This window comes from Stenotrophomonas sp. Br8, from assembly GCF_014763005.1.
In the GTDB taxonomy this organism is placed as follows: Bacteria; Pseudomonadota; Gammaproteobacteria; order Xanthomonadales; family Xanthomonadaceae; genus Stenotrophomonas; species Stenotrophomonas lactitubi.
Window position 1 is genome coordinate 18346 of record NZ_JACGTN010000025.1, and the last position, 14473, is coordinate 32818.

The window sequence follows — 14473 nt, forward strand, 5'->3', positions numbered from 1 at the left end:
GGTCAGGCCCTCGCCATCTGGGCCATGGACGGCTGGCGCTCGTCCTCGTCGGCCTCGTTGAAGTCGTGCGCCGCAGCCTGGCTGAGCGCGAGCTGGTACAGCTGCTTCAGGCCGGATTTGTTGGAGAACCCATTGGCACCGATGATCGTCGGCGCGCCTTCCTCGGCCAGCTTGCAGGCCAGCGCATCGACGAAGTGCGCCGGGTAGCGTTCCGGGTCTTCCACGCGTGCGACGTAGATCAGATGGGCCTCAGCCTGATCGCACAGCAGCGACGTGCCATCCGTGCCCATCGCCTGCTCGAACTGGATGCCGTGGCACTGGCGGAACTGCTGCTCACACCAGCGCGACAGGCGCCGTCCAGCGCGCATGCCCTGATCGTCGGTGATGGCCAACACGGTGATGCAATCCGCCGGGCGGGCGTAGCGGATCTCCCAACCCGGCATCGGTGCCTCTGCAGAGACTGCCAGCCGCTGCGCCTTCATGGCCCATGGCCACAGCCGGTCGGCCAGCACCAAGTCGCGCATGGGATCCCACAGGCGCGAGAACACCCGCGCCTCTTTGGAGCGCTCGGTCAGCGAGGTGATCGTGATGTCCTGGGCCAGCTTGCCCAAGGCCAGGTTGCAGATTTCAACTTGGGAGGTCATGGCTCACCCAGAAAGAAGAAGGCCGCCCGAAGGCGGCCTTGTGTTGCCAGTGGTGCGATCAGGACGCCGGGGTGGCCGGCTTGCCGTCCGCGTACGCGCGCCAGATGCTCGGGTCGAGCGTCAGGAACGCGTTGAAGGCACCAGCCGTCAGCGGTCCGGTCGCCACCGTGTAGCGGACGCCCAGATACTGCTTGTAGTCGCCCGCCGGCAGCGGCACGACCGCCAGAACCGCACCGGCGGTCATGTCGGCCAGTGCTAGGGCGCCGGTGGCGTAGTGCACCTTCGGGTTGGTGGACAGAGCGGCGTTGTCGGCCGACTCCAGGGACGCGACGACGGTGGCAGCGCCTGCCGCTGCAGCAGCCTGGGTGGCGACGATCACCAGATAGGCAATCGCCGGAGCGCCCAGATTCTCGGTGGCATTCGGCGCAAGGCCGGTGCCCTTCAGGTTCATCACGTTGGTCGAGATGGCGGTCGCAGTGACCGCCTGCGCCGAGGAGAACTCGGCGCGTGCGTCAATGTGGGACATGGATCTTGCTCCAGTTGTGTGGGTTTTCTTTCAGCACCCGCCGAAGCGGGTTCGGCCAGTTAGGCGACGGCGCCTTCGTCCCAGGCGAGCGCGTCGCTGACGCGGATCGGGATACCACGGAAGGTGTTGACCGGCTGGCCGTTCAGTTCGGTCTGCTTCAGGGCCAGGATGCGGCGGTTGTTGGCCTGGATGTCCAGCCACTCGTAAATGTCGCGGTTGACGTAGATCACCGTGTTCAAGCTCTCCAGGCGCTCGATGCGGTGCGTTGCCTTGATCAGCTCGTTGATCAGCACCAGCTCGGTGTTCGGCTCGGGATCGACCTTCAGATTGCTGACCTTGATGTTCGCCACGCGGGCGATGCAACGCGGGTCCTCAACCGCCAGGCCAGCCTGCAGCGCAAACCAGTCGCGGTAGGCCGGGTACTTGCCGCCGTTGCCATCGTCGACCAGTTCGTCGCCGTAGTCGGTGTGCTGGATGCCGGCCTTGGTGCCCTTGGCGTAGATGCCATACACCGAGTCATCGCCCCAGCCAACGACCCAGATCGATGTCAGATTGCTGCCAGTGCCCGACAGCTTGATGATCTGGCGCGACAGGTCGCCGGTGGCGTCGGCGTAGCGCTCCTTCAGGCCCACGAATCCGGCCGACTGGATCTTGGAGCCGTTGAAGAACTGCGACTCGAAGCTCTGGCCGATCGCCTCGATGTGGCGGCCGTTCTTCTTCACGCGGAAGTCGGAGACGTTGGTCGACAGCTCAGCCAGCACCTTGTCGACCTGGCCCAGCGACGCGAACTCGGCAGTGGCTTCGGTGATGTCGGCGGCCTTACCGGTCGACGGCTTCACACCAGCGTTGAGCTTGCGCAGAACGGCCTCGGGCAGCTGCGTTTCCACGCCGATGCGGTGACCGTTCGTGGTATTGGCTTCAACCCACGGGATGTCCTGGAAGACCGGCTTGCGCTTGGTCAGGATCTCCGCGATCGGCAGCGGCTTGCCGTCCTGGGTGTAGCGGGTGGAGATGTCGGTGATGTTCGGAACATCACGGGTCAGAGTTGCCATTGTTCAGTCCTCTGGATACGAAAAAGCCGCCAATCGGCGGCCGTGGGATGGGTTGTTGTGGTGGCTCAGTCGCGCTGGCGTGCGGCCGGGCGGTCGGCGTACTGGTACATGCGGTCACCGGTGCTTTGCGAACCACTGGTGGTGGTACCGCCCAGACCGTCCACCTTGCTGTCGCGAAGGAACTCGCCGAAGAAGGCGAACGCCTTGATCATGGTCGGATGGTTGCCCCAGCCCAGTTCGTTGAACGCCTTGGTCAGCTCGGGGTCGTTGATCGCCTTCACCGCAGTGGTGGCCAGGCCGACGGTGTTGTCGTACTTGGCTCCCAACTGCTGCTTTGCATCCGCGCCCCACTGTTCCAGCTGCTGCAAGCGCTGAGCTTCCACGGCTTGCTGCAGTGCCGCCGCGTCCTGCCCGGCCATCTGGGTATACAGGTCGACGGCCTCCTGGGCCTGTTCCTGCGTCCAACCCCTGGCCTTGAAGAACTCGGTGGCCTGCCCGAGGCGGTCGCCTTCGAGGGTGAATCCCTCCGGCACCTTGAACGCCTCGTATTGCTCCGGTGCGCCATCGCTGGTGTCGCCCTTGGACTTGTCGGCCTCGCCGCCTTCGTCCTTGGTGTCCGTGCTGGTGGTGCCCTTCGCATCACCTCCGTTCCCCGTACCCTCGGTTGCCGGCTGGCCACTGCCGCCGGTGCCCTGCTGTTCCGTGGTGCTGGTGGTGGTCTTGCCTTCGCCTTCGCCAGAATTTTGGGTGCTGGTCTCGGTGGCGCTTTCAGTCGACATGTTCACTTTCCTCGGGTTTCTGCAGCTGCGACTGCAGCCGCTTCAGTGCACTGTTGGCCTCGGCGCGCATTTGAGCTTCGCGCTCCGGGCAGTTGTCACGGATTGCCAGCAGCCACCACAGGGCGGCCTCCTGCCGGCCGATGGCGCGGGACTGGGCCATCGCATTGGTGTTGAAGGCGCTGGCGTCCACGCCCATTGCCTGCAGGAACACCCAGACCACGCGGCGGCCGACGGGCTCCGCCAGTACGCTGCGGATGTCCTCACGCAGCTGGCGAAGCTCCAGCGCGGCCAGCTGGTGCTCGCGCCGTTCTTGGTCGATGTCCTCCTGGCTACGCCCCGGCCTGCTCATGCGGCACCCTGCATGGCGTCAATCAGCGCTTGGGCCGCCGAGCCTTCCTCGGGCACCGTAGCGCTGGCTGTCTTCAGTGCTTGAGTTGCATCCTTCAGCGGCTGCGCGGCCGCCGCGAGCTGCTGCTGACGCTGCTGCTGGGCGCGATCGGCACGAATACTGGCCACCGCGTCGTCGCTGCGGATTATCGAAGCCGGACCACCGACCGCAGTGGTGTATTCGTCGACTACCTGGTCCGCGTCCAGCTTATCCATCACCGAGGGATCGCCGGTTGCCTGGGCGACGCCGGCAACGAACTGCACCGTGCGCTCGATAGAGCCGACTGCTGCGGCCTTGGCCGCCTGCGCCAGGATGCTGGTGTACTCGATCTTCAGAGGCAGGTCCGCCAGCACCTGCGGTGGGTCCGGGATGCGGCCGGCGCGTTCCAGAAGGCGGAACACGCGGACGATCACCGGGTCGAGAACTTCGTCCGTGATCGACTCCAGCGTGGGCGCCAGCACGGCAGCCTTCTCTTCCTTGCGGGTGGCGATCTCGGTGGCCGTGCGGTCAGTCTTGTCGCCCAGCGCTTCCAGCATCAGGAAGAGCTGATAGAAGAAGGCCCGCTCGATGCGCGCCTCGATGGTGGCGATCTCTTCTCGGATCTGCTGCAACGCCCTGGCGTCGGGTGTGTAGACCGGCGCAACGGTGGCGTTGACCGAGTCCTGTGGCAGGTAAACCATGCCGCCCTTTCGCAGGCGCGCGCCTCCAGACCGCTTCAGCGATTCCGGCCCCCCGAGCGTGGGATCGGAGAGTTGCTCCATCAGACGCAGCTTTTCGCCTTCCAGATACTGCAGCTGCTTGATGTCACCCAAGCAGTCGACCGCAGGGCTGGTGGAGTAGACGTCCTCCGCCACAGGGTTCCAGCGAGCCACCACGAAAGGCGCTTCGTAGTGCCCGCCGATGTCCAGAATCCCGTGATCGGCGGCGCCCACACCATCGATCCAGACTACCTCGCGGTAGGGTCGGAACTGCGGCGCCTGCAGCCCCAGTGGCCCGATACCGGGGCGCTCGTTGGGATTCGGCTCGATCAGCGACTCCACGATGAACTCGCGATCGCCATTGTTGGCCAGGCAGTCCCGAACGGTTCTCGGCAGCCGGTCTGCACCGTAGCGCTGCTCCAGCTGCCGGGCGGTCTTGGTGTACCGGCGCCACAGCGAGTCGACACGCTGCTGGTCGTCCAGCCCCACCGCATAGGTTCCTGCGGTCAGCGAGTAGAACCGAACCACCTCGCGCGGATCTTCGAGGATCAGCATTGGCGCAGTGCCGAACAGCCCGTCCTCCGTGTAGACGACCGGCATGGCCTTGTAGAAGTTGCTGCTGGCCAAGGCGTCGCGGATGCGCTGCGCTACGTCGTCCAGCCATACCCGAACGCCAAACTGCTCAGACAGCGACGGGTCCGGCGTCTTGACCAGGAACCATGGCTGAGCCTTCGGCGTCATGTGGGACATCATGCCGGCCGACATCGTGCGCAGGACCTCGGTGGCGGTGCTGTTGATCACCTTGGCCCGGTTGCGCTTCCTGGGCTTCGTGTCGGTCTCGCCATAGAAACGGCCGCGGGTCGGGTCCACGTACTCCGACACCTGGCGCCAGTCGGTGTTCCAGTCCGTCTGGTTGTCCTTCATGGCCTTCTTGCGGCGCCGGCAGTGCGCGCGCAGCTCCATCATGTCCATCAGCCTCCCCCCAGCACGGTATTGCGCGGAGCTGTTCCACCCAGCGCGGTTGTGGTCGGTGCCAGCGATCGATAGGCCACAGAGGACGCGCCGCTGCTGGCGTAGGTGCGGCGCTCGTCCTCGGCTTCCTTGCGAGCGCGGCGCACGCGGCCAGTGGGATCACCCACGGCGGTCTTGGTGACGCCGAGCGGGTCGGCGTACTTGCCGGTCTTGTCGCCGAACAGCAGGCCACCTGGATCGATGATCTGGCGCGAGGTGCACATGACGTCAGGCACCCAGTGCCGTCTTGACCGACGCAGTCGGCATCGCCGAGCTGGTGTCACCGGCCAGGATCGTCGACCTGGCGCCGAAGCGCAGGCGCTGCCGCTGGCGTTCGCGGTCACGCTCATTCACGGCGGCATCGTCGATCGACTCGGGCGCCACTTCGGGCGCTGCGGCCACCGGCTTCACCTTGGGGGCGGAGTTGCACATGGGGATTCCTTCAGGACAACGGGTTGTAGGGCTCACCGGCCTGCTGGTCGGCTTGGTCATACGGCTGGACAGGCGACCCATCGGGGTGCCGCGGCTTGGCCATGACCGGATATGCGAACGAGATCACCAGCGAGTCGGCCCGGTTGGGGCTCGGCATGCCGCGGCGCTTCATGTCCTTCTTCGATTCGATCTGGATCTTGCCGTCCAGGCGCGGCACGGTTTCGGGCGCCTGCAACTCGTCACGCAGCTGCGGGTCTTCGGGGATGGCCCCGCCTTCCTTCAGCCAGTCGCGGGCCTTCTTCCACATCTCGGCGCGCTTGTTGAGGCAGCCCGGATCGCCGGATTCCGCCGAGAACCACACCAGACGCCAGTCGCGGTTCCAGGTGCGGCCGACGGACACGATGCCCGTGCCATAGCCAGCGTCGACGAACACGGCGTCTGCCTTGTGCTCGTCCTCCAGCTGCGCCAGCACCGTGGCCACGTGGATGTCGTTGTCGTTCTTGGGCAGCGTCCGCAGCACCTTGAACATCAGCCCCTGACGCAGGCTGATCACCAGCTCGTCGTCACCTTCCCAAGCCGGGTCCAAGGTGATGACGATCGGGGCCCAGTTGTACTGCTCCGGGCGCAGATGCCGCCCGTATGCCGCGATCACATCCGTTTCGCCGATGAACTGCTTGGCCGACATCGAGGGGAACAGGCCGCGAATGCGGACCTTCACCACGTCGCTGTCTTCGCCGTAGTCGCGCACCATGCGCTCAGCCTCGACCAGGTTCACACCCTCAACGGTGCGGCTGTCGATCTGCTCGGTGTCCCAACTGGCCTTGAACCGGCGGAAGCATTCGCGGAAGCGGCCGGTGTTACGCGTGGTGTTGCCGAACGCTGCCCAGATGATCTCTGTGCCCTGGTCCGTCAGCGCGCCCTCGGCCACTTCCCACACCTTGTCGGCGATGGCTGAGGCTTCGTCGAACACCAGCAGGATTCGCCGGCCTTCGTTGTGCAGACCTGCGAAGGCCTCGGTGTTGTTCTGCGACCACGGCACCGCATCGATGCGCCAGGTCTTGTCGTGGCCCGGGGCGTTGCTGATCAGCGCCGTGGCGGTCAACGTGGCCCAGTCCTTGGTGAGGCTGATTTCGTGCCACTTCGACAGTTCCGCCCAGGTCTTGGTGCGCAGCTGGATGTCGGTATTGGCCGTGACCACGCCGCGGGTGTCTTCGAACGTGTCGAAGGCCCACTTGATCAGCATCGCCACCAAGGCGGATTTACCGATGCCGTGGCCCGAGCCGACGGCCTGGCGGATCACCTCGCCCACATCGGCAGCGCCGGCCTGCAGTCTGTTGCCGATCCTCTCCAGCCGCCGGCGCTGCCAGGCGCGCAGCTTCTTGCCATCCAGCGGGCCGCCCTTGACGCCCCACGGGAAGTTGAACAGCACATAGCCGAGCGGATCTCGCTGGAACGAGCCGATGGCCTCGACCAGCTCCTGCTCAGGCGTCGCGATCAGCTGCGCGCTCACGGGCGGCCCTCAGTCGTTCGGCCAGGTTGTCCTGCACGCCGTGGTCGACAGCCAGGCGCTCGCCGTACCGCTTCGGATCCCACTTGGCCAGCAGCTTCAGGCGGGTGTCTACGCGCAGTTTGGAGCGCTGCACATGTTCGCCGTTGAACTGCAGGGCCTGCTCGTCGCCTGCGTCTGCCGCCCGGTTCATCCAGTCGTTGCGGCCGTCATCGGCAATGTCCAGGCACTCAGCTGCGATGGAGTCGAACCCTTCCTCGCGTGCGCGTGCGATGGCGGCGGAAACCTGCTCATCGTTCTGCTGCCATTCCCGGACCGTGCGAGCAGCGGGCATTCCCTCGTCGCGGCAGATCTGGGCCAGCGGCTCACCCTGTGACAGGCGCTCGGTGATCTCCTTCAGCAGCTTGTCGGACTTCTTCGTCGGGCGTGCCACTTACCTACCCTCGCCCTTCTGGGCATCTGCGCCCAGCTTTTCGATCGCACCCAGCTGGCCGTTGCACTGCTCCAGGCTGGCTACGTTGGCGTTGTAGGCAGACACCACGCTCTCGATGGTCCGCTGGGTTGCGCGCTTCACCGGGCAGCGGGCGGTCAGCGGCGCCGGTACGGCCACGGTTCGCTCGACGGTGACGTACACGGCCTGCGGGATGTCCGGCTTCTGGGCCTTGCTGCAGCTGCCGAACCCGCACAGCGGCAGGGCCGCGGCCAGGATCACAGCAACGGAATGGCGTCGCATAGGGTCTGCTCCAACTGCTGCCGGCATCCCGGCTGGTTCTTGGCCGCCTGTAGGGTCTGCTCGACCTGGGTGGCGCGGCGCTGGCTCTGGGCTGCTGCTGCCTCAGCCAGGCGGGCGGCTTCCTTGGCTGCCTGCTGCTGGCGGGTGGCCTCGTCGATTGCGCGCTGGGTTTGGCGGTTCACTTCCTGCAGCAGCTGGCCGCAGGCGTTGGCCGCGCGGAGGTTTTCGTCTGCGTTGGCCTGGGCCTTGTCGCGCTGCTTCTCAGCGGCGGCGATCAGGCCCTGGTCCTTCTTGGCCCGGTAGTCCGACCCGAGCCTGGCGCCCATCAGCAAGACAGCGCCCACCGCGGCAACCCACAGGCCCGCGCGGAACAGGCCCACGTAGGGCCGCAGCGGGTCAGGGATCAGCATGGCGGTTTCCTCCGGGCCAGCACGCGAGCGATGACGCCCATCGCGCCCAATGCACGGATGCTCCACTTCGCCGGATCAGGCAACTCGTCCATCCAGCCCATGGCCGCAATGGCGTCGTAGATGTCCGGGAACAGGGTGACCAGGCCGAACACCCACACCGAAGCGAGTTTCCAAGCCTTGCGCCAGTTGTCGATCAGCTGCAGCTTCACTTCAGCCCCCTGAGCTGCTTCAGCTCGCGGATGTCCTGCTTGTTCTGCTCGACCTGCACGGCCTGCTTGGCCAGCTCGAGCTTCAGCGCCGGCACGTCCGCCAGCTGGGTGTTGATGGTCTGCAGCTGCTGCTGGACCGTGGTCATCTGCTGGTTCGTGACCTGCTGCTGGGTGAGCACCGCCTGCATGGAGCTGACCAGCCAGATGCCACCGGCGATCGTGAAGCTGGCGAAGGCGCCAACAATCCACTTTTCCACCGGCCCGAGGGAGATGCGGATTCGGCCGTCCTGGCTCGGCTGGGCTTCCATCGTCATGCCTTTACCGCCTCAACTGCAGCGCGGTAGCAGGCCGGCCAGCGGTTGATGTGCGGCTTGCCGGGGCGCCAGGCGTCCAGGTACTGCTTCCATCCCATCGACACGTTCCCCAGCTCGGGCAGGCGCTGCGGCAGCGTGAACAGCAGCAGCCTGGCGAAGCCCGCAGCCAGGATGTCGTCCAGTTCAAGCTGCAAATACACCGAAGCCGGATTGGCGCTGACACCCTGGGCCTTGCACAGCGCGGCAGCAGCCACGCGGGTCGACGGGTGGTTCAGCACACCGCGCACGCCCCCGCCCTGCTCGAACTGCCACAGCCCACGGGCGGGGCCTTTGACCTGCCGGCGATGGGCCAGGCCCGACTCCTGCCCAGAAATGGCCAGCATCATCACGCGTGCCTCGGGGCTGTCGTAGCGCGCGGCGCCCAGCAGGGCCAACGCAGGCACAACGACGTGCTGCAGGCACTGCGCTGGTGTCATCGGCAGCAGCAGCTGTGACATGGGTGGATCTCCGGCGATAGGTGCCCGTCACCGCAGCCCGGCAGGCTCGGCGAATTGGTCCGGTGAGGGTGGACGGGCATGGATGGTTGCGGGGGCCGGATTCGAACCGGCGAATCTCCGGGTTATGAGCCCGGCAGCCTGGACCTCTGGCCTACGCCCGCAGAAACGAAAACGGCCCGCCGGTGAGGGCGAGCCGTTGAAATGAGGTAGCTATGTCAGCTTGCGCGATTTCTACGCCTTCAGGATTAACCTGTCAAGCGCGATCACAGCGAAGAAAGTGGACCGAACTGCCTCCGGCTATTAGACCGGCCCTCAGCTCCTTTACGTATATAGACCGTGCCCAGCGGGTGTGCTGGGACAGAGGGCCTCAACGAGATATGGGGCCTTGGTGTCGCCCAGTCGATCCGGGGGCCATTGTGCATTGGCCGGAATGAATTGCCAAGACGCATTCAGGCCGCCGACGCAACAGCAAGAAGCATCCCGTGCACCCGCTCGGTGCCGCGCCTGGCCATATCCACGTAGCTGGCCTGGCTGACGGTCGGAAGCCCCGACATCTGCAGCAGCGAGTTCGCCGTGTGCCAGCGCTCGATCTTCCGCCGGCCCTGGCCGCAGTAGTAGGCACGCAGCACCCAACCGATGGCGGGCGCATGCCGGCTGATCTCGAACACCGCGTCCTCGATCTGCTGCGCCTCCGGGTTGATCTCCAACGGCTTGTAGCCCGTCGCCCTGCCCGGCATTTCGTGGTGCTCCATCAGCACCGCCAGCAGGTTCTTCGACGCGTGGCCGAGGTATTCGCAGTCCTTGTGCAGCGCGAATTCCTCGCCCCAATGCTCCATGCGGCGCCGGATGTAATCGCTCATCAGGTCAGTCTGCATCGCGCATCCCCTTCAGCACGTTCTCGTCGAATCGGAACACCGGCAGCAAGCCATCGGTGTCGCAGCCGCCCTGCCGGTCCGGCCGGCGCTGGCAGTGCGCCGGGCTGCTACCGCGCTCGCGCATGGTGCAGACCGCGCACCGGCCATGCCGGCGCACGTAGGCGTTGTGCCGCTTCCGGACCTTGGCCTCTGGCGTGGTCAAGCTGCAGCCTCCCCGAACAGGCTCGGTGCCGCGGCCAAATACTCGATGGCCACTTCCAGCCGCGCGCCCTTCTCGTCCGGTTCCATTCGTTCCAGCAGCGTCCGTCGGATCTGCTTGTCGTCCACCCAGGCGATGCCGTTCAAGGCGTCGGAGAGCACCTTTTCGCAGTTGCCGAGGTCGATGCACTGCACCGTGTCGTCCCAGGTGTGCGGATCCTTGCGCGCGCGCTTCGCCCAGTCCTGCGGCCGGTGCGGGAACAGCTTGATGTGCAGCACCACGCGGCCTGTGGCCGGCACGCGGATGCCGGCAGCCTTGGCCAGGTGGCCGACCGCCGCCTTGTAGGCCTTCGCCTCCTCGGTCACGTAGGTGATCGCCAGCGGCTTCGGCTTCTTCGGGATCACGCGCACTGCCCAGTAACGGTTCGAGCTGATGGGATACGGGAGGGTGAGGTGGATCATCGTGCGGCCTCCTTCTGCTGCAGCCGGGAAAGGGTGACGTTGAGGGCGGCCAGCTCGTCCATCTTGTAGATGCGCCACATGATCTTTTCGCCATGCCAGCCGTTTTTGCTGCCCTGATGGCAGTCTTTGCACAGGGCCACGGTCGTGAAGTGCTGGCCCTGGTTGATGTGATGGGCGTCGCTGGGGCCCGGCCGACTGCAGACACTGCAGGGCAGCAGCTTCACCGCGTCCACGTGCCGCTTCTCGGCGGGCGTAAATGCCTTGGCGTTCTTCGTCCTCACGCGGCCACCCCGGACGGTAGAATCCGTGCCAACAACAGGGGGAAGGCATGAAGCAGGGACGAACAGACCGGGATTGGGCGGTGGTGGCGGTGATGGCCTTTGCCGCAGGTGCACTTTTGGCATGGGCTCTGCTGAGTAAGCATCCGCCTCAGCCACGCCCACCGATCAGCATTGACTGGCCTGCCTGGGTTCAGGCTGTAGGGAGCGTGGGTGCAATTCTGGCGGCAATTGGAATAGCCGCTCACGAGCGAAGCGTGGCAAGAGCTGAGGAAGCCAAGAAGGGTGACTTGGAAATGAAAAGCCGCCACACCCGCGCGAATCGTGCGTTGGAACGGTTTCAGAAAGTAATCGCTGACCAGCTTGAGTTCGCCCGAACCCAGCAGATGGGCAATGTTCTGCCTGAAATACACCCGCTTCCTCTGCCCGATGAGATAAAGGACGTGGAGCGCGACTGTTTCTTGATGGGAGAAGCGGGTGGGGATTTCCTCACAGTAACGAACTCCTTCCTGGAAGCTCAGTCTTTGATTAGGGGAGACATGCTTCTTAAAAAGAATGAGCGATCCTTCATTGAGCATCTTGAAAACGCACAACACATGAGCAATCAGGCGCTTAAGAAGATTCGAGCACCCCTCTGGAAAAAATAGGTCACCCTTCTTCACGCCACCCTCCTGTTCTGCCCGGCCATGTTCCAGAACTCGGCGCGCACGTCGTCGAGCATCACGTGGGTGTAGTGGCGGCCGATGTACTCGGTCAGGCCGTCGAACAGCTCCTGGAACCGGGCCTGTTCCATCTCGTCGAATGACAGGCTTTCGGCGCGTTTGACCGGGATGGTGCGGATCTCCGGCAGCACGCCGGCCAGCACCTTGCGGGCGCCTGCACCCAGCAGCGCCTCGCAGGCGTCGAGCACCGCGGCAATGACCGGGGTTGCGTCCATCTCCACGGTCTCGCAGCACACGTCGGCGTCCAGCTGCAGGCGCTTCACCGCGTCGTGCGCGCCCAGCTGCTCCCAGCCTTCGACGTTGTCGACCATCAGGTGCCCGATCTTGTGGATCAGGCGGTGCTGCCATTCCTCGCGCGGCTGCTTCAGCTCGCCGCGGATCTCGCGGCCCACGCGGAACTTGCGATCGCGCAGCAGCCGCTGGTCGACCTCATGGGCTGGCACCAGGGCACCCACCAGCTCGCCGGTGTTCGGGTCGATCAGCTTCGCCACCACCAGGTAGATCGGTCGGCGCGCGCGCTTGGCTCGGATTTTCTTTGCTGCAGCGGTCAGGGTCATGCTGCGACCTCCCCCAGTTCGTCGGCAGCGCTGCGGTTGACGAACGACGTCGAGCCGCCGTGCCAGGTCACCGGCACCACGCCGATGTTGCCGTGGCGGTTCTTCACCACGTTGATCTCTGCGGGGCTGCGCTCGGCCTGCGGATTGGACAGGTCGCGCCACAGCATCATGATCTGATCGGCTTCCTTCTCGATCTCCGAGCTGTCTGCCAGGTGTTTCATCTGCGGACGTTCGCCGTCTGCGTCGCGGTTCACCTGCGCCAGGGCGATCACAGGGATGCGCAGGTCCCGCGCTAGGTTCTTCAGGCTGCGGGTGATGCTGCCCACCTGCTGGTGCTTCGGTGCACGCGACATCGATGCGATCTCGATGCGCTGCAGGTAGTCGACGTAGAGCGCGCGGATGCCCAGCTGGTGCTTCCATCGGCGGGCCTCGCGGATGACCTCGGTGATGTCCGGCGATGGCCGGTCGTGGATGCGTACCGGCAGCGCGCCGTACTGCTCGGCGGCGTGCAGCAGCGAACCAACGTCATCACTGCGGAATTTGCCCGCGCGCAGGCGGCCCACGTTGACGCCGGACCCGGCCGCCAGCCAGCGCAGGCCAACCTGGTCTGCGGGCTGCTCGCCAGAGATCAGGCCCACCGCCCCACCCTTCGCGCCTGCTGCGGTCGCGCCCAGCAGGAAGCCTGTCTTGCCCATGGCCGGGCGAGCGCCGACCACGATCAGGTCGCTGTCGTGGAAGCCGCCCAGCGACTCGTCGAGGTCGAAGATGCCGGTAGATACGCCGATCAGCTTGCCGCCATTGCGCTGCGCGTCCATGGCTTGGGCCACTGCCGCGTCCAGCGCCGATTGCGAGGTGTGTTCGTAGCTGCGATCGGCGCTGTGCAGGGTCATCAACCGCTGGATCGCGGCGTCCACGGCGTCCTCCTGCCGAGCCTGCGCGCCCTCCTGCAGTTCCCTGGCAATGCTCAGCGCCTCGCGATCGCGCCATGCGGCCAGCAGCACCGCCGATTGATAGGCCGGCTGGCTGCTGGGGTACAGATCGCGGTCTGCGCCGATCAACATAGCCAGTTCGCTCAGGCGTGGGCTGCCCATGCGGTCGGCCACGTCGGAAATCGTCACGGCGTCCACGGGCTTGCCGCCGGCGTCCATGCTGCGGATCAGCTCCCACAGCTGGCCGTGGGACTCGTTGCCGAAGTGGCCCGGCTGCAGCGGCATGTCGGCGATGCTGGACGGGCGGCACATCGCCGTGTGCAGCACCTGGCGCTCGACCTGGTGGATGGCTGCGCGGTGGTTGGCTTCGAGGGTCGTCATGCGCTGAGCCTCGGCAGTGCGCCCTTCGACGGCGCCTGGGTTGCGACGGGCTTGGTCGGCGCCTGGTTCTGCGCGCGGCTCAGCCAGGAATTCACGAAGCGCATGGCACCGCTGCGGGTCTTCCGGTTCTTCGGGTTGGAGATCGTCCAGGCCTTGATCGCCCGCAGCTGCTGCAGCACGTCGATGGCCGGGTACAGCTCGGCGAACTCGCGGACCTGGGCCTCGGTGATTTCGAATTCCTTGCCGTCGTTCAGCAGGAAGCTGACGGCGACTGGCGAAGCAGGCTCCGCTGGCAGCAGGTCAGCGGCCGGAGCCGGCTCGGCCGGCGCAGCGCAAGTGGTTTGGTTTGGGTTCTCTCTGGGTTGGGTTGGGTAGGGTTCTGTTTGGGTAACCGTTCCGCTAACCGTTTCGGCAACGGTTTGTAGAACCGTTCGGTAGTCGTTTCCCAAGTGCTTGACGTAGTTGAGAATTGCACCAGCTACGCGGGCCTTCGCCTCGCCCTTCGGCAGTGCTTCGAACTCCGCCATGCGGGCCGCCGCCACATTGCCGTTGGCGACCTTGTTCCAACGCAGGAATCCGGGGATGAAAACAACCCCTTCGAAACGGTATGCGAAACCACTTCGAGACAGTTCGGCAAACCCTTCCGAAACCCTTTCCTGAGTCCACCCAAGGTCGGCCATCACGTAGCCGTCGGGGCAGCGGTAGCACCCCAGGCCATTCGAATGCGGCCCGGTCATCAGGTATGAGGCCAGCAGCTTGCCGGCGTCCGTCCACTGCTGGGCATCCTGGCTCTGCCAGAACGCGCACTGGATCTGTCCATACTCACGCATGGCCGGCCCCCTTCAGCAGCTGCAGGCAGCCAGCGATGAAC

The 14473-nt window shown here is 65.5% G+C and carries 23 protein-coding genes and 1 tRNA gene; 1 reads left to right on the forward strand and 23 read right to left on the reverse strand.

Features of this window, described 5'->3' with window-relative positions; genetic code table 11:
* Positions 1-2: 2 nt before the first annotated feature.
* From H3005_RS19845 to H3005_RS19940, 20 genes are all read right to left on the reverse strand, one after another.
* Entirely contained in the window at positions 3-644 is a 642-nt protein-coding gene (locus H3005_RS19845) for a hypothetical protein (RefSeq protein WP_191078855.1), read from the reverse strand.
* 58 nt (positions 645-702) lie between these two features.
* Positions 703-1170 carry a Bbp16 family capsid cement protein gene (locus H3005_RS19850; protein ID WP_191078856.1) on the reverse strand — a complete coding sequence of 156 codons (468 nt, stop codon included), beginning with the start codon at positions 1168-1170 and terminating at the stop codon, positions 703-705.
* Between the two features lie 59 nt (positions 1171-1229).
* Positions 1230-2222 (reverse strand): major capsid protein, encoded by a 993-nt coding sequence (locus H3005_RS19855; protein ID WP_164079731.1) that lies wholly within the window; start codon positions 2220-2222, stop codon positions 1230-1232.
* A gap of 65 nt (positions 2223-2287) precedes the next feature.
* Positions 2288-3001: a hypothetical protein gene (locus tag H3005_RS19860; protein ID WP_191078857.1), complete on the reverse strand. Its 714-nt coding sequence runs from the start codon at positions 2999-3001 to the stop codon at positions 2288-2290.
* Complete coding sequence (locus tag H3005_RS19865) at positions 2991-3350, reverse strand: hypothetical protein (RefSeq protein WP_191078858.1); 360 nt, start codon at positions 3348-3350, stop codon at positions 2991-2993. The genes H3005_RS19860 and H3005_RS19865 overlap by 11 nt, the downstream gene beginning before the upstream one ends.
* The gene (locus tag H3005_RS19870; RefSeq protein WP_223880359.1) at positions 3347-5053 is read right to left on the reverse strand and encodes a portal protein; all 1707 of its coding nucleotides are present in this window, start codon (positions 5051-5053) and stop codon (positions 3347-3349) included. Before H3005_RS19870 ends, H3005_RS19865 begins: the two co-directional genes overlap by 4 nt.
* Before the next feature lie 5 nt (positions 5054-5058).
* Positions 5059-5322 (reverse strand): hypothetical protein, encoded by a 264-nt coding sequence (locus H3005_RS19875; RefSeq protein WP_191078860.1) that lies wholly within the window; start codon positions 5320-5322, stop codon positions 5059-5061.
* A gap of 4 nt (positions 5323-5326) precedes the next feature.
* Positions 5327-5530 (reverse strand): hypothetical protein, encoded by a 204-nt coding sequence (locus H3005_RS19880; RefSeq protein ID WP_049438775.1) that lies wholly within the window; start codon positions 5528-5530, stop codon positions 5327-5329.
* A 10-nt stretch (positions 5531-5540) separates the two neighbouring features.
* Entirely contained in the window at positions 5541-7040 is a 1500-nt protein-coding gene (locus H3005_RS19885; protein WP_191078861.1) for a terminase, read from the reverse strand.
* Positions 7012-7470, reverse strand: a complete 459-nt coding sequence (locus tag H3005_RS19890) for a hypothetical protein (protein WP_191078862.1) — start codon at positions 7468-7470, stop codon at positions 7012-7014. Before H3005_RS19890 ends, H3005_RS19885 begins: the two co-directional genes overlap by 29 nt.
* A complete protein-coding gene (locus tag H3005_RS19895; RefSeq protein ID WP_191078863.1) occupies positions 7471-7770 on the reverse strand; it encodes a hypothetical protein in 300 nt (99 codons plus the stop codon).
* Positions 7746-8180: a hypothetical protein gene (locus tag H3005_RS19900; RefSeq protein ID WP_191078864.1), complete on the reverse strand. Its 435-nt coding sequence runs from the start codon at positions 8178-8180 to the stop codon at positions 7746-7748. Before H3005_RS19900 ends, H3005_RS19895 begins: the two co-directional genes overlap by 25 nt.
* On the reverse strand, positions 8174-8389 hold the full coding sequence (locus H3005_RS19905; protein WP_191078865.1) for a hypothetical protein: 216 nt from the start codon (positions 8387-8389) through the stop codon (positions 8174-8176). Before H3005_RS19905 ends, H3005_RS19900 begins: the two co-directional genes overlap by 7 nt.
* Positions 8386-8703: a hypothetical protein gene (locus tag H3005_RS19910; protein ID WP_089240718.1), complete on the reverse strand. Its 318-nt coding sequence runs from the start codon at positions 8701-8703 to the stop codon at positions 8386-8388. Before H3005_RS19910 ends, H3005_RS19905 begins: the two co-directional genes overlap by 4 nt.
* Complete coding sequence (locus H3005_RS19915) at positions 8700-9200, reverse strand: hypothetical protein (protein ID WP_223880360.1); 501 nt, start codon at positions 9198-9200, stop codon at positions 8700-8702. Before H3005_RS19915 ends, H3005_RS19910 begins: the two co-directional genes overlap by 4 nt.
* Before the next feature lie 83 nt (positions 9201-9283).
* Positions 9284-9362 (reverse strand) — tRNA-Met (locus tag H3005_RS19920).
* Positions 9363-9649: 287 nt separating this feature from the next.
* Positions 9650-10060, reverse strand: coding sequence for a hypothetical protein (locus H3005_RS19925; protein WP_223880361.1), 411 nt, complete (start codon positions 10058-10060; stop codon positions 9650-9652).
* Between the two features lie 4 nt (positions 10061-10064).
* Positions 10065-10277, reverse strand: coding sequence for a hypothetical protein (locus tag H3005_RS19930; RefSeq protein WP_191078867.1), 213 nt, complete (start codon positions 10275-10277; stop codon positions 10065-10067).
* Positions 10274-10735, reverse strand: coding sequence for a RusA family crossover junction endodeoxyribonuclease (locus H3005_RS19935; protein WP_191078868.1), 462 nt, complete (start codon positions 10733-10735; stop codon positions 10274-10276). Before H3005_RS19935 ends, H3005_RS19930 begins: the two co-directional genes overlap by 4 nt.
* On the reverse strand, positions 10732-10968 hold the full coding sequence (locus H3005_RS19940) for a hypothetical protein (RefSeq protein WP_331273782.1): 237 nt from the start codon (positions 10966-10968) through the stop codon (positions 10732-10734). Before H3005_RS19940 ends, H3005_RS19935 begins: the two co-directional genes overlap by 4 nt.
* A gap of 95 nt (positions 10969-11063) precedes the next feature.
* Here H3005_RS19940 and H3005_RS19945 point away from each other — a divergent pair, with 95 nt between their 5' ends.
* Positions 11064-11660 carry a hypothetical protein gene (locus tag H3005_RS19945; RefSeq protein ID WP_191078870.1) on the forward strand — a complete coding sequence of 199 codons (597 nt, stop codon included), beginning with the start codon at positions 11064-11066 and terminating at the stop codon, positions 11658-11660.
* 11 nt (positions 11661-11671) lie between these two features.
* Here the strand turns inward: H3005_RS19945 and H3005_RS19950 are convergent, their stop codons facing one another.
* Genes H3005_RS19950 through H3005_RS19960 form a run of 3 tightly spaced genes read right to left on the reverse strand, consistent with a single transcriptional unit; the run spans position 11672 to position 14432 of the window.
* Positions 11672-12292 (reverse strand): hypothetical protein, encoded by a 621-nt coding sequence (locus tag H3005_RS19950; RefSeq protein ID WP_191078871.1) that lies wholly within the window; start codon positions 12290-12292, stop codon positions 11672-11674.
* Positions 12289-13602, reverse strand: a complete 1314-nt coding sequence (locus H3005_RS19955; protein ID WP_191078872.1) for a DnaB-like helicase C-terminal domain-containing protein — start codon at positions 13600-13602, stop codon at positions 12289-12291. The genes H3005_RS19950 and H3005_RS19955 overlap by 4 nt, the downstream gene beginning before the upstream one ends.
* Positions 13599-14432 carry a hypothetical protein gene (locus H3005_RS19960; RefSeq protein ID WP_191078873.1) on the reverse strand — a complete coding sequence of 278 codons (834 nt, stop codon included), beginning with the start codon at positions 14430-14432 and terminating at the stop codon, positions 13599-13601. The genes H3005_RS19955 and H3005_RS19960 overlap by 4 nt, the downstream gene beginning before the upstream one ends.
* Between the last annotated feature and the right edge of the window lie 41 nt (positions 14433-14473).